This window comes from Rhizobium sp. YJ-22, assembly GCF_029601685.1.
GTDB lineage: Bacteria > Pseudomonadota > Alphaproteobacteria > Rhizobiales > Rhizobiaceae > Metarhizobium.
Genome location: NZ_JARRIR010000007.1, coordinates 164,675 through 182,539, shown reverse-complemented (window position 1 = coordinate 182,539; position 17,865 = coordinate 164,675). Strand labels below are relative to the sequence as shown.

Annotated in this window: 16 protein-coding genes; 11 read left to right on the top strand and 5 right to left on the bottom strand. The window is 65.2% G+C overall.

All coding sequences use genetic code 11. The annotated features are described in order from the left end of the window. Window positions 1-64: 64 nt before the first annotated feature. The 3 genes from P7F60_RS17510 to P7F60_RS17500 form a co-directional block, all read right to left on the bottom strand. Entirely contained in the window at window positions 65-844 is a 780-nt protein-coding gene (locus P7F60_RS17510; protein WP_277919029.1) for a glycosyltransferase family 25 protein, read from the bottom strand. Between the two features lie 78 nt (window positions 845-922). Further along, entirely contained in the window at window positions 923-2,674 is a 1,752-nt protein-coding gene (locus tag P7F60_RS17505; RefSeq protein WP_277919028.1) for an ABC transporter ATP-binding protein, read from the bottom strand. Window positions 2,675-2,863: 189 nt separating this feature from the next. Beyond that, entirely contained in the window at window positions 2,864-3,757 is an 894-nt protein-coding gene (locus tag P7F60_RS17500) for a LysR substrate-binding domain-containing protein (protein WP_277919193.1), read from the bottom strand. Between the two features lie 100 nt (window positions 3,758-3,857). Here P7F60_RS17500 and P7F60_RS17495 point away from each other — a divergent pair, with 100 nt between their 5' ends. The 9 genes from P7F60_RS17495 (at window position 3,858) to purU (ending at window position 13,697) form a co-directional block, all read left to right on the top strand. Then, window positions 3,858-5,309 (top strand): aldehyde dehydrogenase family protein, encoded by a 1,452-nt coding sequence (locus P7F60_RS17495; RefSeq protein WP_277919027.1) that lies wholly within the window; start codon window positions 3,858-3,860, stop codon window positions 5,307-5,309. Between the two features lie 5 nt (window positions 5,310-5,314). Further along, a complete protein-coding gene (locus P7F60_RS17490; protein ID WP_277919026.1) occupies window positions 5,315-6,310 on the top strand; it encodes a membrane dipeptidase in 996 nt (331 codons plus the stop codon). Further along, window positions 6,307-7,998 carry a hypothetical protein gene (locus P7F60_RS17485; protein WP_277919025.1) on the top strand — a complete coding sequence of 564 codons (1,692 nt, stop codon included), beginning with the start codon at window positions 6,307-6,309 and terminating at the stop codon, window positions 7,996-7,998. The genes P7F60_RS17490 and P7F60_RS17485 overlap by 4 nt, the downstream gene beginning before the upstream one ends. Continuing rightward, window positions 7,995-8,564, top strand: coding sequence for a DUF3726 domain-containing protein (locus P7F60_RS17480; RefSeq protein ID WP_277919024.1), 570 nt, complete (start codon window positions 7,995-7,997; stop codon window positions 8,562-8,564). The genes P7F60_RS17485 and P7F60_RS17480 overlap by 4 nt, the downstream gene beginning before the upstream one ends. Before the next feature lie 7 nt (window positions 8,565-8,571). Beyond that, on the top strand, window positions 8,572-9,579 hold the full coding sequence (locus P7F60_RS17475; protein ID WP_277919023.1) for an Ldh family oxidoreductase: 1,008 nt from the start codon (window positions 8,572-8,574) through the stop codon (window positions 9,577-9,579). Between the two features lie 101 nt (window positions 9,580-9,680). Beyond that, window positions 9,681-10,688 (top strand): glycine betaine ABC transporter substrate-binding protein, encoded by a 1,008-nt coding sequence (locus P7F60_RS17470; RefSeq protein ID WP_277919022.1) that lies wholly within the window; start codon window positions 9,681-9,683, stop codon window positions 10,686-10,688. Between the two features lie 72 nt (window positions 10,689-10,760). Continuing rightward, complete coding sequence (locus tag P7F60_RS17465; RefSeq protein WP_277919021.1) at window positions 10,761-11,633, top strand: proline/glycine betaine ABC transporter permease; 873 nt, start codon at window positions 10,761-10,763, stop codon at window positions 11,631-11,633. A gap of 4 nt (window positions 11,634-11,637) precedes the next feature. Beyond that, entirely contained in the window at window positions 11,638-12,783 is a 1,146-nt protein-coding gene (locus P7F60_RS17460; protein ID WP_277919020.1) for a betaine/proline/choline family ABC transporter ATP-binding protein, read from the top strand. Window positions 12,784-12,812: 29 nt separating this feature from the next. Further along, the gene (purU, locus tag P7F60_RS17455; protein WP_277919019.1) at window positions 12,813-13,697 is read left to right on the top strand and encodes a formyltetrahydrofolate deformylase; all 885 of its coding nucleotides are present in this window, start codon (window positions 12,813-12,815) and stop codon (window positions 13,695-13,697) included. 34 nt (window positions 13,698-13,731) lie between these two features. On the opposite strand, the gene P7F60_RS17450 is transcribed toward purU, so the two are convergent. Beyond that, complete coding sequence (locus P7F60_RS17450) at window positions 13,732-14,076, bottom strand: DUF488 domain-containing protein (protein WP_277919018.1); 345 nt, start codon at window positions 14,074-14,076, stop codon at window positions 13,732-13,734. Between the two features lie 176 nt (window positions 14,077-14,252). On the opposite strand from P7F60_RS17450, the gene P7F60_RS17445 reads away from it, so the two are divergent. Together P7F60_RS17445 and P7F60_RS17440 are read left to right on the top strand one after the other, a co-directional pair. Further along, entirely contained in the window at window positions 14,253-15,230 is a 978-nt protein-coding gene (locus P7F60_RS17445) for a sugar-binding transcriptional regulator (protein WP_277919017.1), read from the top strand. 61 nt (window positions 15,231-15,291) lie between these two features. Beyond that, entirely contained in the window at window positions 15,292-17,346 is a 2,055-nt protein-coding gene (locus P7F60_RS17440) for a bifunctional aldolase/short-chain dehydrogenase (RefSeq protein ID WP_277919016.1), read from the top strand. Window positions 17,347-17,587: 241 nt separating this feature from the next. Here the strand turns inward: P7F60_RS17440 and P7F60_RS17435 are convergent, their stop codons facing one another. After that, window positions 17,588-17,785: a hypothetical protein gene (locus tag P7F60_RS17435; protein WP_277919198.1), complete on the bottom strand. Its 198-nt coding sequence runs from the start codon at window positions 17,783-17,785 to the stop codon at window positions 17,588-17,590. Between the last annotated feature and the right edge of the window lie 80 nt (window positions 17,786-17,865).

Genomic DNA, 17,865 nt, shown 5'->3' with positions numbered 1-17,865 from the left:
AGTCTCGGTGCGGTTGTTTTTTCATAAAACTTCTCCGCCATTTGCGTGCAGGAGATTCGCCTGTTCAGGCAAGTCCCAGCCTATAGCCCAGCAGCCGCAGGCCGCGCAGCAGCACGCGGCTCGTTTCGAGATAGATGCGATAGGGCAGCACGGTGACATAGCGCCAGCGCGGCAGGCGGTAGCGGCGCAGGTCGTTCTGGATCTGGCTTTCATAGCCGGTATCCTGGTCGGCGGGCAACGGATCGACGAAGGTCGCCTTCAGCCCGGACAGGAATTCGAGATCGAAGGCGATGTCGTAGGCGAGCCGCATCGGCACCAGCTTTTTCGTGATCCACGACGCGGCCTTGCGGTTGATCAGGTAGGCGCCCGAGCCCTTTTCGCGCGTCAGGGCGACAGCCAGGGCGCGCTCGCCGTTCAGGGGGCGGAAACGAAATTTCCGGCCGTTGCTCACCGTGGTCAGGCGCAGCAGATCCCAGTCGCCGGGATGGCTGGCGGCGGCATCCAGCGTCTGCATGAAATCATCCTTGAAGGCGACGTCGTCTTCGAGGATGAGGGCGAAATCGGCGCCGCTCTCCAGGAATTTGCGCGCACACACCACATGGCTGAGGTAACAGCCGATTTCCGGCGGCGTGCGGCGGCGGCCATGCAGCAGCTTGTAGGAGAGTTCGCTGAATTCGGCGATCGGATAATCGAGCTTGCGGCCGTCGACGCCGGCGACACGCTCGACGGAGGTCAGGCCGACCGCGGACGTCTTTTCCATCATCGCCGCCAGGCGATCGGTCGCGCCGTCCATATTGATCAGATAGACAGCCAGGATACGCTTGCTGTCCGGTAGCAGCTGCAACTTTCTCTCCCGCTCTGAACGCCAAGCCTCTCTGTAGTTGTCGTTCCTGCGCTTGGCAAGGGCCGGACGCAACCTCCGTCAGGACGCCTTGACGCGGTCGCGCTCGTCGGCCAGCGTATGCAGCCGGCCGTAGCGGCTGCCCTTGCGGGCAATGAGATCGCCATGGCTGCCCTGCTCGACCACGCGGCCGTTCTCGACGACGACGATGCGATCGGCATTGGCGATGGTGGCGAGGCGATGGGCGATGACCAGCGTCGTGCGGCCTTTCGATAGTTCGGCCAAAGATTGCTGGATCGCCCGTTCCGTTTCGGTGTCGAGCGCCGAGGTCGCCTCGTCGAGGATGAGGATCGGCGGATTGCGCAGGAACATGCGGGCGATCGCCAGCCGCTGCTTCTGGCCGCCGGAGAGCTTGACCCCGCGCTCGCCGATGATGGTGTCGAAGCCGTCCGGCAGGGCGGCGATGACGCCGTCGAGCCGGGCGCGCCGCGCCGCCTCGACGATCTCGGCCTCGCCCGCCTCCAGCCGTCCATAGGCGATGTTCTCGCGGATCGTGCCGGCGAACAGGAAAACATCCTGCTGCACGATGCCGATGTTGGAGCGCAGCGATTTCAGCGTCATGTCCCTGATATCGATGCCATCGATGGTGATCGCGCCATCGGCGACGTCGTAGAAGCGCGGCAGCAGCGAGCAGATCGTCGTCTTGCCGGCACCGGACGAGCCGACGAAGGCAACCGTCTCGCCCGCCTTGATCGAAATGTTGAAGCCGTCAAGCAGCGGGCTCTCCGGCCGATAGCCGAAACGCACGTCGCGATAGGCGATGTCGCCGTCAAGCCGCGCGACTTCGCGCGCGCCGTCTCGGTCGACGATATCGGGCCGCGTGTCGAGGAAGGCGACGTAGCGCTGGAAGCCCGCCACGCCCTTGGGATAGGTCTCGATCACCGAATTGATCTTGTCGAGCGGCCGGAAGAAGACGTTGACCAGCAGCAGGAAACCGACGAAACCGCCGGCGGTGAGATTGCCGTGGACCACATACCAGGCGCCCGCCAGCATCACCACCACCTGCACGAAGCGCATCGACAGGTAGGAGAGCGAGGTCGAGGCGGCCATCACCTTGTAGGCGGCGAGCTTGGTGCGCAGGTAGTTCTGGTTGCTTTCGGCAAACAGTTTTCGCTCGTGGTCCTCGTTGGTAAAGGCCTGCACGACGCGGATGCCGCCGACATTTTCCTCGATGCGGGCGTTGAATTCGGCCACACGGCCGTAAAGCGCCCGCCAGGTGCCGGTCATGCGCGCGCCGTAGCGGCCGGTAACCCAGGCCGTCAGCGGCACGATCAGCGCTGTCAGCAGAGCCAAGGGAACATGCACCTGCAGCATCAGCAGGAAGGCGCCGACCAGGGTCATCAGGGCGATGAACAGATCCTCGGGGCCATGATGGGCGACCTCGCCGATCTCCTCCAGATCCTTGGTCAGCCGCGCGACGAGATGGCCGGTCTTCTGGTTGTCGAAGAAGCCGAAGGAGAGTTTCTGCAGATGGTCGAAGGCCTTGCGGCGCATCTCGGTCTCGATGCGGATGCCGAGCATGTGGCCCCAATAGGTGACGATCACCTGCAGCCCGGCATTGACGAGATAGATGGCGAGCAGGCCGGCCGCGGCGAGCCCGATGAGCCCGAGTTGGCCGGTCGGCAGCAGCCGGTCGATGAACAGCGTCACCGCTACCGGAAAGGCCAGTTCCAGCACGCCGGCCGCGACGGCGCTGGTGAAATCGAGCACGAACAGGCCCCGATAGGGGCGATAATAGCGCGCAAAACGCTTGAGAAGGGCAAGAGTATTCATTCGCAGCCGTACTTTCGCATCGATCGTCGCCGGCCCTGTCACCGGCTACACAGGCATTTCCGGGAAAAGGCAGAGGCCGATTTTCCGTTCGGAAATGCGATAAAACAAGAGATCGAAGCGGTGCATAGCAAAGTTTCTTCTTTTTCCCAAGTTTTTGCCGCTGGCTTCGCGTCAAAGTGATGGGGGCTTTCAAGTCTCCAGGCGCGCGGCGACCAGCGCCGGGATTTCCTTGACCGCGAAGGCGCGGAAGGCGGCGGCGACCGGGGAGGGGGGAACGTCGCGGCGCTCGACGAGCCCGACCTGCCGGCTGGCCGCCGCATCGGCCAATTCCAGCACCGCCACGCCCTCATGTGGGCCGTGCATGGTCAGCGACGGCAGGATGGTGAGGCCGAGCCCGGCCTTGACCATCGCCACCAGCGAGGTGACGTTGTAGACGGTGATGAGCGATTGGCTCGCAAGCTGCCGGTAGGCCTCGGCCTCGATCCGGTCGGAGGCGCCGTTGCGGATCAGCGTCGCGCCCTGCAGGTCGCTCCACGCGACCGGACGGTCGAGGCGGCAGAGGTCGTGGTCCTGGCGGCAGAGCAGCTTGAAGCGGTCGCTGAACAGCGGCGTGAATTCCACCCCGCCGCCGCCGCGGCTTTCGCCGGCAATCCCGATATCGGCGACGCCGCTTTCCACCATGCGCCGCACCTGCGCCGTGTCGATGTCGAACAGCTCCACCTGCACCTGCGGCCGTGTCTCGAGGAAGCGTTGCAGGATCGGCGGCAGCAGGTTGGTGGCGACCGACGGCACCGAGGCGATCGACAGGCTGCCGATGCGGCTATGCGCGAAGGCGCGCATGATGCTGACCGACTTGTCGAAACTCCTGATCTGCTCGCGGCCGAGATCGAGCATCAGATTGCCGAGCGCCGTCAGGCTGTTCTTGCGGTCGGTCTGGAACAGCGGCCCGCCGATCTCGTCTTCGAGCTGTTTCAAGGTCATCGACACGGCCGACGCCGTGCGGCCCACCGCATCGGCCGCATCCTTGATGTTCCCGCTCTCCGCCACGGTGACGAAGACCCGCAATGCTTCCAGCTTGATCATGGCGCTCACTTCAATTCTTCTGAAATTTATAACAGAAATATCTGCTTGATTGAAGCGGCCCGCTGGCGGATTTTTCATCCGAACAGAATGGAGACCGCACATGGCAGAACGCTACGCCAACCTGATCGGCGGCCAATGGAGGCAGGGTGAACGCTTCCACGAAAACCGCAATCCCTCCGATGTCGGCGACCTGATCGGCCTCTATGCGCAGGCGAATGCCGCCGATGTCGAGGAGGCGGTCGCCGCCGGCCGCGCCGCCATGCCCGCCTGGCGGGCGACCGGGCTGGAGCAGCGCCAGGCGATCCTGCACCGCATCGGCACCGAGCTGATGGAGCGCTCCGCCGAGCTTGGCGAACTCCTGTCGCGCGAAGAGGGCAAGCCGCTGGCGGAAGGCCGTGGCGAGGTGTTTCGCGCCGGGCAGTTCTTCACCTATTATGCGGCGGAAGTGCTGCGCCAGCTCGGCGAAAACGCCGACTCGGTGCGTCCCGGCATCGAGATCGACATGCGCCGCGAGCCGATGGGGCTCGTCGCCGTCGTCTCGCCGTGGAATTTCCCGACCGCGACGGCAAGTTGGAAGACCGCGCCGGCGCTGGCCTATGGCAATGCCGTCATCTGGAAGCCGGCCAACGAGACCCCGGCCTCCGCCTGGGCGCTGGCCGAGATCATCCACCGCGCCGGCCTGCCGGAAGGCACGTTCCAGCTCTTGATGGGGCCGGGCGCCGTCGTCGGCAACGGGCTGGCCGGCCATCGCGGCGTCGATGCCATCACCTTCACCGGCTCCTATGAGGTCGGCCGCGAGGTGGCGATGGCGGCGGCTGCCAATCTCACCAAGTTCCAGCTCGAACTTGGCTCCAAGAACGCGCTGCTGGTGATGGACGACGCCGATCTCGACCTCGCCGTCGCGGCCGCCATCGGCGGCGGCTATTCCGGAACGGGGCAGAAATGCACCGCCTCCTCGCGCCTCGTAGTGCATGACAAGATCCATGACGCCTTCGTCGACAAGCTCGCCAAGGCGGTCGGTGCCCTCAAGGTCGGCCATGCGCTGGCCGAGGGCACGCAGGTCGGCCCCGTGGTCAGCGCCCGCCAGCTCGATGCCAACCTCGGCTGGATGGAGCGGGCACGCGCCGCTGGCGCGGAGGTCGCGGTCGGCGGCGAGCGCCTGACGCTGGCGCAGGACGGTTTTTACATGCGCCCGGCGCTGTTGACCGGCACCACCAACGCCATGGATTTTAACCGCGAGGAAATGTTCGCGCCCATCGCGGCCGTGCAGAAGGTCGGTTCGTATGAAGAGGGGTTGAAGGTCGTCAACGACACCCGCTTCGGGCTGGTCGCCGGCATCTTCACCCGCTCCCTTGCCCGCGCCACGCATTTCAGGCGACATGTCGAGACCGGCTGTGTCACGATCAACCTGCCGACGGCCGGCACCGACTATCATGTGCCCTTTGGCGGGCGCAAGGATTCAAGCTTCGGCTCGCGCGAGCAGGGCCGTTCGGCCGCCGAATTCTACACCCAGGTCAAGACCGCCTATATCCGGGCGGGAGAGCCGGAGTAAGACCCATGGATGCGCAGTTTCCAACTCCCCTCGTCGACTGCCTGCAATATGCCAACTGGAGCCGCAGCGTCTTCGAGGAGATGCGCGCCGGCGGCGTCCATGCCGTGCATGCGACCATCGCCTATCACGAGAATTTCCGCGAGACGGTCGCCAATATCATTGCCTGGAACCGCCATTTCGAGCGTCATCCCGAGCTGGTCTTCGCCGGCCGCACCGGCGGCGATATCGAGCGGGCGATGCGCGAGGGCCGCACGGCGATCTTCTTCGGCCTGCAGAACCCGTCGCCCATCGAGGACGATATCGGCCTGGTCGAGGTGTTGCAGACGCTCGGCGTCCGCTTCATGCAGCTCAGCTACAACAACCAGTCGCTGCTGGCGACCGGCTGCTATGAGGGCGAGGATCCCGGTATCACCCGCTTCGGCCGCCAGGTCATCGCCGAGATGAACCGCGTCGGCATGGTCGTCGACATGAGCCATTCCGCCGAGCGCTCGACGCTGGAAGCCATCGACATTTCAACGCGGCCCATCGCCATCACCCATGCCAATCCGCACTGGTGGCACAAGGCGCTGCGCAACAAGTCCGACACCGTCCTGAGGGCGCTGACCCGATCGGGCGGCATGCTCGGCCTGTCGCTCTATCCGCACCACCTTAAGGATGGCTCGAACTGCACGCTGCAAAGCTTTTGCGAGATGGTGGCGGAGACCGCCTCGCGTTACGGCGTCGAAAATATCGGCATCGGCAGCGATCTCTGCCAGGACCAGCCGGATTCGGTGGTTACCTGGATGCGCAACGGCCGCTGGTCGAAGGTGACGGATTACGGCGAGGGCACGGCATCCGCCGCCGGTTTCCCCAGCCAGCCGCAGTGGTTCACCAACAATGCCGATCTTCCCAACCTGCGCGAGGGCCTGCGCCGCGCCGGCTTCTCCTCGGAAGACGTCGCCGCCGTCATGGGCGGCAACTGGCTGCGCTTCTACACGCAATCCTTCGAGCCGAAGCCATGACCGCCGCCGCTGTTAACCGCACCGACGAGCGGAACCCGGCGCTGCGCGCGCCCGACACCGTCATGCGCCTTGCCCGCATGGGCGCCTCCTTTCCGACGCGGATCAGCTTTTTGCGCACGCTGCTCCGCCGGCTCGCAGAAAGCGGCACGGATGTGCGCCGGCCCGTGTGGGATATGGATATCAAAGGCTTTGGCGATGCCGTCTATACCGTGCGGCTCGGCGGGCATGATTACAGCCTCGTCGCCTTTTCCTGCCCGTTGGCGGACGAGCAGCGTTCCGACCGGGTGATCGCCGAGGCCTGGGATACCAGCTATGTGCTTTATGACGGCGTTCCCGATGCAGCCGAAATCGACCGGCTGCGCGCCAATGCGCCGCGGCAGGAGGCGGGACGTTTCGGCCCGCGCGACCTGGTGCTCAGCCGCGCCAACAAGTCGGTGCGTTTCTTCGAGCATGTCGCCGAAAGCCTGAGCCAGGGCCGCCAGCCCGACCGGGAGCGCCTCGGCGAGGTGGGTTACCTGCTGCGCACCACGGCGGTCTATGGCAACGGCAAGTTCGGCATCGCCGACCGTTTCGTGCTGGCGGAGCGCGCGGGGCTGGACGGGCCGTTCCAGGCGGAAATGCTGACCGTCTGGCTGATCCGCGAATTCTCCCACGATCTGGTCGAACACGTCGCCCGCCACCGCGCGCCGGAAACATTCGTGCCGCTGTCGCCGGAATTGCGCCGCCATATCGGCGTCGGCAATTCCACCGGCCTTGGCATGGCGCCCTTCCTCGTCAACCATCCGGTGCTGCTCAACAATTGGGCGCTGGCCCGCGAGACCGCGCTGGCGCGTGTTCGCGCCAAGCCGCGCCTCGATGCGGAGCAGGTGCAACGCCTCGCCGCTCTTTGGCAACAGGCGGCGCGGCATCTCGACCAGTGGTCGGTCGAGGACCAGACGCTGATGCCGCGCATCCTGCGCCTGCGCGGCGAATGGGCCGAGGCGGAAGGCTGGATCGAGCCGGCGCGGCTTGGCCTGCCGTTCCCGGTCGCCAGCCTTCTCGACCGGTCGTTGTCCCTGTCGGTCGATTTCCAGGAATTGCTGGCCGCGACGCTCATCGAGATGGCGGGTGCTGAAAACGACGATCTCGCCGCCGGCATGGCGGCGGCGCGGGAAGGGGCGCTGCAGCCGGCCATGCGGCTTGCGGCGCTCGGGCAATTGATCCGCGAGCACTACGGCTGGGCCTTATCCATCCCCTTTGCCGAAGCGGCGGAGACCGCGCAGTTCTGGTATGTGTCGGAGGAGAAGCTGGAGCCGCGCCTCGGCCGCCGCTTAACCGAGCCCGGCGAGGAGCTGGAACTGCCGCTGGATATCGCCCGGCAGGTGCAGCGGCTCGCCGCCGATCTGGAGGGAGAGCCGGAGACGCTGTCCGTCGCCGCCTTCCTCGCCCGTTTCCCGCAGCACCGTCATGTCGTGCGCCGCATCCAGACGACGGCGGGCGCGCCTTACGCGGAAATCCGCGACAATCTCCTGTCGGAGCGCTGCCTGCCCATCGACATGCTGCGCTGCAAGCTCGCCTTTTTCGGCGCGTCTAAATTCGATCCGCGCTCGGATCGCTGGACCCGGATCACCCTGTTCCAGGGCGCGCCTGTCGCGGGCGAGATCGCGGCCGGCGAAACTGATAATTGCTGGCTTCCGGTGCTGCCATGACCGATATCCTTCTGTCCTACAACGAAGTGTCCTCGACGGCCCGCAAGGCGGCCAGCGGCGCCGGCCTACCGCAAGGGGTCGCCGAGGAGATCGGCCAGGCTGCCGCCTGGCTGTCGGCGCGCGGCCTCGATGCGATCGCTGTCGTCGTCCGGGCGCTGTCCGGAAATGGACCGCAAGTAATCCTCGCTGGCCTCCCCGCCATCGACACCCTGTGCTGCGGCGAGGAGCCGGAAGAGGCGGCTTTGGAGAGCATGGATTGTTCCTTGCTGCTGCTGGCGCTGGCCGGTGTTGCCGCTGGCAATGCGGGCCTGTCGCTTGCGGCCCAGCGTGAGGATAAAACCCTCCTGCCGCTCGATGCCGCCTGCCGGGAGCCGGCGACCGATCGCTTGCGCCTCGTCCGGCACGGACAAGGCAATGCGTCCGAAGCGACACTCTCGTCGAGGCCGGCGGCGACATCGGAGGCGGCATATACCGCCGCCCTCCAGCTTGCCGCAAAAACCTATGTGCCGGCCTCGGACCTGTCGCGGGCAATGGGGGCGGGCGCCGGAACCACCGACAACGATTGAGGACATCATGACCGAACCGACGACGATGCCGCTTGCAGCGGTCGAGCACCTGTGCCTGCGCGCCCTGATGGCAGCGGGAGCCCTGGAGGAAAATGCCGCCGCCGTCGCCCGCTCGACCATGCTGGCCGAGCGTGACGGCATCCGCAGCCACGGCCTGCTTTACGTGCCGATCTATGCCGAGCATGTCCGCTGCGGCAAGGTCGACGGCCAGGCGCAACCGGTCGTGTCGCAGCCGCGCCCCGGCGCGGTCACCGTCGATGCCGCCACCGGCTTTGCCCATCCGGCCATCGATGCCGGCTGGGAGCGTTTCATCGCGGCGGCGCGTCAAAACGGCGTTGCGGCAATGACGGTGTTCAACTCCTATAATTGCGGCGTGCTCGGCCATCATGCCGAACGCATCGCGGAAGCCGGCCTGCTCGGGCTCTGCACCACCCATGCGCCGGCCTCCATCGCCCCGCCCGGCGGCGCCCGCGCGGTCATCGGCACCAATCCCTTCGCGCTCGGCGTGCCGGATGGCGCGGGCGGGGCCGCACTCGTGCTCGACCAGTCGGCCAGCGTCGTGGCGAAATCGGAAATCCTGCTGCGCGCCCGCGAAAACCGGCCGATCGAACCCGGCTGGGCCATCGATGCCGAGGGCCGGCCGACGCTCGATGCGGCGGAGGCGCTGAAGGGCGCGATGCTGCCCGCCGCCAGCCACAAGGGTTTTGGCGCAGGACTTTTGGTGGAAATCCTTGCCTCCTGCCTGTCGGGCGCGGCGCTCAGCAAGGATGCCAGCCCGTTTTCCGGCACGGCCGGCGGGCCGCCGAGGACGGGGCAATGCTTCATCGCCTTCGATCCCTCGGCCTTTTCGGACGGTTTTGGACAGCAGGTTGAAAACCTCATCGCCGCCATTGCCGGGCAGGAGGGCACGCATGTGCCCGGCACCCGCCGCAAGGCGGCGCGCGCCCGCACCGAACGCGACGGCGTTGCCGTCGATCCGGCGCTGGTCGAGCGGATCGAGGCGCTCTGCCGCTAAAGTTTTTCTGAAATGCGGATCAGTTATTTCGGTTTGATAAAAGTGACCGCTTTCGACATCGTAAATGCCACGCGCATCACAATCACAAAAAGGGAACTGACATGAAGACCAAGGCGTCGATTCTGGCAGGGGTCTGCCTCTCCACCTCGTTTCTGTTCGGCGGCTCCGCCGCGCAGGCGACGGAATGCGGAACCAAGGATCCGATCACCGTTGCCGAGATGACCTGGCTTTCGGCCGGCACGTTGGCCTACGTCACCAAGACCATCCTCGGCGAAGGCTATGGCTGCAACGTCCAGATCGTTCCCGGCGACACCGTGCCGACCGCGACCTCGATGCTGACCAAGGGCGAGCCGGATATCGCGCCGGAACTCTGGGTCTCGACCGTCAAGTCGACCTGGGACCAGATGCTGGCCAAGGGCACGATCTACAAGGCCGGCGACATTTTTGCCAGCGGCGGCCAGGAAGGCTGGTGGATCCCCGATTACGTTGCCGAGGCGCATCCGGAAATCCGCTCCGTCAGCGATCTCAAGGATCACTGGCAGGTGTTCGAGGATGCCTCCGCCCCCGGCAAGGGCCGCTTCTATGCCTGCCCGCCCGGCTGGGGCTGCGAGATCATCACCAACAACCTCATCAAGGCGCTCGGCCTCGACGCCACCTATGAAATCTACCCGACCGGCTCCGGCGCCAATCTGAAGGCGACCATCGCCCGCCAGGTGTCGCGCAAGAAGCCGTTCATCGGCTGGTACTGGGGCCCGACCGAAGTCATCAGCAAATACAAGCTGAAGGTTCTGGACATGCCGGCTTACGACGCCGCCAAATTCACCTGCCTGACCGACGCCAAATGCGAGAAGCCGGAACTAACCGGCTGGGCCGTCGGCGAAGTCGCCGTCGCAGCCACCACCAAGCTCAAGGACAAGTCTCCGGCCGTCGCCGAGTTCCTGGCGAAGATGCAGGTGCCGAATGCCGAGATCAGCGACGTGCTGGCCTGGGGCGACGACAACAAGGCCTCGCCGGAAGAAGTCGCCAAGCATTTCCTGAAAGATTACGAGGCGATCTGGACCAAGTGGGTTCCGGCCGATGTCGCCGAGAAGGTGAAGGCCTCGCTCTAAACCAGAGCCCGTCGGCGGGGCGATCCCGTGCCGCCGGCTTTCCATCGTGCCGATATCGAAGAGGGCCGCGTCATGGCAGACAATTTTCCCGAGCTTGTCGATACGCGCGGCCTGCGCTTCGCCATCGACGACGGTTTCAGCTGGATCGTCGCCAATTACGGCGATGCCTTCGAGCGCTTGCTGATGCCGCTTTTGAAACTGCTGAGCGGCATGGAAACCTTCCTGCAATGGCTGCCCTGGTACGTGACCATCGCCGTCATCGCCGCGCTCACCTGGTCGGCGGCGCGCAGCGTCAAGGCGACGGCCGGCGCGGTGGTCATGCTGCTGCTCATCGGCTCGCTCGGCCTCTGGAACGACGCCATGGCGACCGTCGCGCTGATGCTGGCCGCGACCGTGGTCGCCGTCGTCATCGGCATTCCGCTCGGCATTCTCATGGCCCGTTCCGACGGCCTTCGCGCCCTGGCGCTGCCGCTGCTCGACATCATGCAGACGTTGCCGATCTTCGTCTATCTCATCCCCTTCGTCATGCTGTTCGGCCCCGGAAAAATCCCGGCGATCCTCGCCACCGTGTTCTTCGCTATTCCGCCGGTCATCCGCCTCACCGATCTCGGCATCCGCCAGGTCGATGGCGAGGTGGTCGAGGCCATCGTCGCCTTCGGCGCGACGCCGGGGCAGAAGCTGGTGAAGGTGCAGATCCCGCTGGCTTTGCCGACGATCATGGCCGGCATCAACCAGACGACGATGATGGCGCTGTCGATGGTGGTCATCGCCTCGATGATCGGCGCCGGCGGCCTCGGCTATCAGGTGCTGCAGGGCATCCAGCGGCTGGAGGTCAGCCGCGGCCTGCTCTCCGGCATCGCCATCGTCTTCCTGGCGGTGATCTTCGACCGCATCGCCCAGTCCTACGGACGGCGCGCCCAGAAACATCTTGCGACCGGGGAGTGAGACGGTGACCGCTTCAAACGTGAAAATCCAGGTCGACAAGGTCTACAAGATCTTCGGACCGCGTGCCGATGCCGCCCTGATCGCGCTCAGCGAAGGCGCCGGCAAGGCCGAGGTGCTGCAGAAGACCGGCTGCGTCGTCGGCCTCAACAATATCGATTTCTCGATCCGCAACGGCGAGACCTTCGTCATCATGGGCCTGTCCGGCTCCGGCAAATCGACGCTGATCCGCCATTTCAACCGGCTGATCGAGCCGACTGCCGGCCGCATCCTCGTCGACGGACGCAACATCATGGAGATGGATGCGAAGGCGCTGCTCGCCTTCCGCCGCAACGGCATGTCCATGGTGTTCCAGCGCTTCGGCCTGCTGCCGCACCAGACGGTGCTGGAAAACACCATTTGCGGGCCGATCCTGCAGGGCGTGAACCGCCGCGAGGCGGTGGCGCGCGGCATGGAGCAGCTGGAACTCGTCGGCCTCAAGGGTTTTGAAAACCGCTTTCCGCGCCAGCTTTCGGGCGGGATGCAGCAGCGCGTAGGCTTGGCCCGAGCCTTGGCGACGCAGGCCGATGTGCTCCTCATGGACGAGGCTTTCAGCGCCCTCGATCCGCTGATCAAGAGCGACATGCAGGAACAGCTGAAGGACATTCAGGCGCGGCTGAAGAAGACGATCATCTTCATCACCCACGATCTCGACGAGGCGCTGCATCTCGGCGACCGCATCGCCATCCTCAAGGACGGCGAGTTGCGCCAGGTCGGCACCGGCGAGGAAATCCTCTTCCGCCCGGCCGACGATTATGTCGAGCGGTTCGTGCGCAAGGTCGATCTGTCGCGGGCGCTCTATGCCCATGAGGCGGTGACCAAGGTGCCGGTGCTGTCGCGGGCCGAGGCGACGCCGGAACGCTTCGCCGTGCTGCTCAAGGAGCATCCGGGCGTCGTGGTCGTCGATGGCGAGGCCTCGCATGTGCTGACGCGCGGGCGCGGCGGCGATGCGGTGCCGGCCGCCTCCATCGATGCCGGCTCGGCCATCGGCCAGTGCTTCCCGCTGCTCGCCGCCCATGATGCGCTTGTTGTCACCCAGGGCGGCGCGGTCGCCGGCATCCTGACGCGCGAAATGGCCTTCAAGGCGCTGGCCCGCTCGGCGCGCGCCGCCTGATCGTCTTCCTCCCTCCCGAGGCTTTTTCCATGACCACCTATATCCTCACCGTCTCCTGCAAATCGACGCGCGGCATCGTCGCGGCGATATCAGGATATCTGGCCGAGCAGGGCTGCTACATCTCCGACTCGTCGCAGTTCGACGACCTGGAAACCGGCCTGTTCTTCATGCGCCTGACCTTCGAAAGCCAGGAAGGCGTGTCGCTGGCAGCGCTCAAGGATGGTTTCGAGCCGGTGAAGACGCGCTTCGACATGAATGCCGAGATCCATGACGGCGCCCATCGCATGAAGGTGCTCTTGATGGTGTCGCGCTTCGGCCATTGCCTCAACGACCTGCTCTATCGCTGGAAGATCGGCGCGCTGCCGATCGACATCGTCGGCGTCGTCTCCAACCATTTCGATTACCAGAAGGTCATCGTCAACCACGACATCCCCTTCCACCACATCAAGGTGACCAAGGAGAACAAGCCGCAGGCCGAGGCGCGGCTGATGGACGTGGTCGAGCAATCGGGTGCCGAACTCATCGTTCTCGCCCGCTACATGCAGGTACTGTCCGATGCCGTCTGCCAGAAGATGTCGGGCCGGGTCATCAACATCCACCATTCCTTCCTGCCGAGCTTCAAGGGCGCCAATCCCTACAAGCAGGCGTTCGAGCGTGGCGTGAAGCTGATCGGGGCGACGGCGCATTACGTCACCGCCGATCTCGACGAAGGCCCGATCATCGAGCAGGACGTGGCGCGCATCACCCATGCGCAAAGCCCGGAGGATTACGTGTCGATCGGCCGCGATGTCGAAAGCCAGGTTCTGGCGCGCGCTGTGCATGCGCATATCCATTACCGCACCTTCATCAACGGCAACCGCACCGTCGTCTTCCCGGCCAGCCCCGGCTCCTATGCCTCGGAGCGCATGGGCTGAGGAACCCTTCCGAGCACCTGCCGGCAAGAGACCGTCAGCGATCCCTCAGCATATCCTGCAGCACCAGCGCGTGGTTATGCGTCTGGTCCTTCGCCGCGTATAGCAGAGTCACCATGCCCTGCTGCGCCATTGCCCGCAATTCCTCCAGGGCCGGATTCTGGCGCAGCTCGGCGCGGTAGCGTTTCTGGAATTCTTCCCAACGCTCCGGCTTGTGGCCGAACCAGTTGCGCAGTTCGGCGCTGGGCGCGATTTCCTTCATCCAGCGATCCACCCCGGCCGAGGCCTTCGACATGCCGCGCGGCCACAGACGGTCGACGAGGATACGCTGGCCGTCCGACAGGCTTTTCTCGTCGTAAATCCGCTTCAGCTGTACCGGCATGGCCCCCTCCCTCCGGCCGGATATGACCCGGCGCTGTCGGAAATATCCTAGCGTGAAGCGGCCTCAGGCGTCCATGATCCGGCGCGGGCAATCGCTGGAAAAGACGGGGCGGGAAGGATTTGACTTTTGTCACAGCGCATGAATAATGTCAAAGCCTGCCCATCGAGACCCCTTCCATGCCTCTTCGCGCCGCTGACCAGATCATGCACAAAGCCGCCTGGCTCTACTACAGCCACGGCCTGCGGCAGGACGAAGTGGCGCAGAAACTGGAGATATCGCGCGCCTCCGTCGCCATGTATCTGCGCCGGGCGCGCGAGACGGGCATCGTCAACATTACCACGTCGACGGAGCTTTTCACCGATGACGTTCTTGCCCGTGAGCTGGAGGATGCGACCGGGCTGAAGGCGGTGTGGATCGTGCCGGAGGACCGGCAGGCGATGGATCCGGCCGCCGAAATGCCGGTCGTCGCCGCCTCCGTCTTTCTGGAGCTGATCAACAAGGGCGACCGCGTCGGCGTCGCCTGGGGCCGCACGGTCTATCACATCGCCGACGTCATGCCGTTTGCCGATCTGCGCGGCGTAACCGTCGTGCAGCTCTGCGGCAATCTCGGCGCACCCTATTCCTATCGCCCCGACCAGTGCACCACCGAAATCGCCCGCCGGCTGAATGCCGAGGGCATCAATTTCTATGCGCCGCTGGTCCTGTCCTCCGAGCGCCTTGCCGAGGAACTGCGCGGCGAGCCGGTCATCCGCGAGCAGCTCGACACCATCGCCGACTGTCATCTGGCGCTCTATTCGGTCGGCGGCATCGAGGACGACAGCCATCTGGTGAAGTGCGGTGCGCTGAGCGCGGCCGAGATGCATCGCCTCGGCGAGGAGGGCGCCGCCGGCGTCATCGCCGGGCAACTCATCGATCATGACGGGCAATGGCTGAATTGCGCCCATAACCGCCGCTGCATTTCCGCCGACCTGGAGTCCATGCGCGCCATTCGCAAGCGCATGATGGTCGTGCAGGAGGAGGCGAAGTTCGAGCCGCTGGTCGCGGCATTGAAGGGGGGATTCGCCTCGCATCTGATCGTCACCACCTCGATGGCGCGCCGCGTCCTCGAACGCTGGGGCCGGGAAGGACTGGGCAGGATTCCGTCGACGGATTGAAACAGCATCATACGCCCTGCCGCAGCCGGCCGGGCCGGTTTTTCGGGAGGATGAGACGGCAATGGACAATCTCTGGCGCGACGAAGACGCCGAACATGTGGTCGAGGCCTATGCGCTAAAGGGCGTGAACCGCGATCTTGCGCTACGCACCTACACCACCCGCCTGCTTGGCGGCGAGCCGCGCCTGGTTCTGCATGGCGGCGGCAATACCTCCGTGAAGACCCAGATGCAGGATCTGCTCGGCGATACCTACGAGGTACTCTGCGTCAAGGGCAGCGGCTGGGATATGGGCACCATCGAGCCCGCCGGCCTGCCGGCGGTCAAGATCGCGCCGCTTCTCAAAAGCCGCAAATTCGAAAAACTCTCCGACGAGGACATGGTGACGCTGCTGCGCGCCAATCTCATCGACATTTCCGCGCCCAACCCTTCCGTCGAGGCGCTGCTGCACGCCTTCCTGCCGCATAAATTCGTCGACCACACCCATTCGACCGCCATCCTCGCCATCGCCGACCAGGCGGAGAGCCGGGCGATGAGCGAAAAACTCTTCGGCAAAAAGATGGGTTTCGTGCCCTATATCATGCCCGGCTTCGCGCTCGCCAAGGCGGCGGCGGAGGTTTTCGAGCAGGATCCGAGCGTGGAAGGCCTGATCCTCGACAAGCACGGCATCTTCACTTTTGGCGAAACGGCGAAGCAAGCCTATGACCGCATGATCCATTACGTCACGCTGGCGGAGGATCATGTGCGGCGCAACGGCCGCCCTCCCTTCACACCGGCAGCACTTCCGAAAACGCTGGCAACACCGGCCGAGATCGCGCCGATGCTGCGCGGCGCCGTCGCCTTCGACCGGGGGGAGGGGCGTTACGACCGTATGGTCAGCGTCTTCCGCACCTCGCCCGCGATCCTCGATTTCGTCAATGCGGCTGAGGTGGAAGACATGGCGGCGCGCGGCGTGTCGACGCCGGATCTGTCGATCCGCATCAAGACCGGGCCGATGGTGCTGCCGGCCCCGGCGGCGGACGATCTCGCTTCCTACCGCGCCGTGATCGACGCCCGAGTCGCCGCCTTCGTCAATGACTACACCCGCTATTTCCAGGAGAACGACGCCCGCGACGACCTCAAGCGCATCATGCTCGATCCGATGCCGCGCCTGACGCTGGTGCCGGGGCTCGGCATGTTCGGCCATGGCCGGACGCTGAAGGATGCCGACATCGCCGCCGATGTCGGCGAGATGTGGATCGAGGCGGCGCGCGATGCCGAATCCGTCGGCCGCTTCCAGCCGGTCAGCCGGCCCGATCTCTTCGATCTCGAATACTGGTCGCTGGAACAGGCCAAGCTCGCCGGCGCCAGGCCGAAACCGTTTACCGGCCAGGTGGCGCTGGTCACCGGCGGGGCAGGGGCCATCGGCGCCGCCGTCGCAAAAGCCTTCGCGGCGGAGGGGGCGCATGTGGTGGTGCTCGATCTCGACGGCGAGAGGGCTGCCGCTGTGGCGAAAACGGTCGGCAACCAATCCATCGGCCTGGCTTGCGATGTCACCGATCCGATGAGCGTCCGCGCCGCCTTCGAGAAGACGGTCGAGACCTATGGCGGCGTCGATATCGTCGTCTCCAATGCCGGTGCGGCCTGGGAAAGCCCCATCGCCACCATGGACGACGCCCTGCTGCGAAAGAGCTTCGAATTGAACTTCTTCGCCCACCAGAGCGTGGCGCAGAATGCCGTGCGCATCATGAAAGAGCAGAAGACCGGCGGGGTGCTGCTGTTCAACGCCTCCAAGCAGGCGGTCAATCCCGGCGCGAAATTCGGCGCCTACGGCCTGCCGAAGGCGGCCACCCTGTTCCTGTCGCGCCAATACGCGCTGGAACACGGCGCCGACCATATCCGCGTCAACGCCGTCAATGCCGACCGCATCCGCTCCGGCCTGCTCAACGACGCCATGATCGAAAACCGCGCCGCCGCGCGCGGCCTGTCGGTCAAGGACTACATGGGCGGCAACCTGCTCGGCCTCGAAGTCACCGCAGACGACGTCGCCCGGGCCTTCGTGCATCAGGCATTGGCCGAACGCACCACCGCCGACGTGACGACGGTGGATGGCGGCAATATCGCGGCGGCGATGCGCTGAGTTTGGTGCGGGGCGGCCGGGAGCAAGGAAGCCTCGCACGCAAAGCAAGGCCGAATATAAGGCGCGGCGGTGCCACAAAACCCCTTCGCCCCCACGGGGAGAAGGTGGCCCGAAGGGCCGGATGAGGGGGACGGCGCAGCCGAACTCTTGCGTCGATGATGTGCCTTCGACATCCCCCTCATCCGGCTGCCGCCACCTTCTCCCCCGAGGGGAGAAGGTGTTTTGGGGTAATCGTTTCATTTCAAAAGTAGGGATTTGCCCGTGACGGCGGGAGCAGGCGTCTGCGAATCTCAGCGAATGCCTCGGCAGCGGGCCGAACCTTGCCAGCGGCAACCTGCCGGTCGGTCAGCGCCAGCACCTTGAGAAGCAGCGACACTTCCTCATCAGAGACAGCATCCTGCGGATCGCCGGCGGATGCGCTCTGCTCGGGAAGTTTCATCGCAGCAACTCCTTTTGAGCCAGCATAATCCACCGAACAATCTTCGACAACGCCGCCATCCCACTCAAACGAAAAGGGCG

Bases quoted from the DNA above. Each gene is read 5' to 3' on its own strand.
- P7F60_RS17505 (WP_277919028.1), bottom strand. From the start codon at position 2,674: ATGAATACTCTTGCCCTTCTCAAGCGTTTTGCGCGCTATTATCGCCCC.
- P7F60_RS17500 (WP_277919193.1), bottom strand. From the start codon at position 3,757: ATGATCAAGCTGGAAGCATTGCGGGTCTTCGTCACCGTGGCGGAGAGC.
- P7F60_RS17495 (WP_277919027.1), top strand. From the start codon at position 3,858: ATGGCAGAACGCTACGCCAACCTGATCGGCGGCCAATGGAGGCAGGGT.
- P7F60_RS17490 (WP_277919026.1), top strand. From the start codon at position 5,315: ATGGATGCGCAGTTTCCAACTCCCCTCGTCGACTGCCTGCAATATGCC.
- P7F60_RS17485 (WP_277919025.1), top strand. From the start codon at position 6,307: ATGACCGCCGCCGCTGTTAACCGCACCGACGAGCGGAACCCGGCGCTG.
- P7F60_RS17480 (WP_277919024.1), top strand. From the start codon at position 7,995: ATGACCGATATCCTTCTGTCCTACAACGAAGTGTCCTCGACGGCCCGC.
- P7F60_RS17475 (WP_277919023.1), top strand. From the start codon at position 8,572: ATGACCGAACCGACGACGATGCCGCTTGCAGCGGTCGAGCACCTGTGC.
- P7F60_RS17470 (WP_277919022.1), top strand. From the start codon at position 9,681: ATGAAGACCAAGGCGTCGATTCTGGCAGGGGTCTGCCTCTCCACCTCG.
- P7F60_RS17465 (WP_277919021.1), top strand. From the start codon at position 10,761: ATGGCAGACAATTTTCCCGAGCTTGTCGATACGCGCGGCCTGCGCTTC.
- purU (WP_277919019.1), top strand. From the start codon at position 12,813: ATGACCACCTATATCCTCACCGTCTCCTGCAAATCGACGCGCGGCATC.
- P7F60_RS17450 (WP_277919018.1), bottom strand. From the start codon at position 14,076: ATGCCGGTACAGCTGAAGCGGATTTACGACGAGAAAAGCCTGTCGGAC.
- P7F60_RS17445 (WP_277919017.1), top strand. From the start codon at position 14,253: ATGCCTCTTCGCGCCGCTGACCAGATCATGCACAAAGCCGCCTGGCTC.
- P7F60_RS17440 (WP_277919016.1), top strand. From the start codon at position 15,292: ATGGACAATCTCTGGCGCGACGAAGACGCCGAACATGTGGTCGAGGCC.
- P7F60_RS17435 (WP_277919198.1), bottom strand. From the start codon at position 17,785: ATGAAACTTCCCGAGCAGAGCGCATCCGCCGGCGATCCGCAGGATGCT.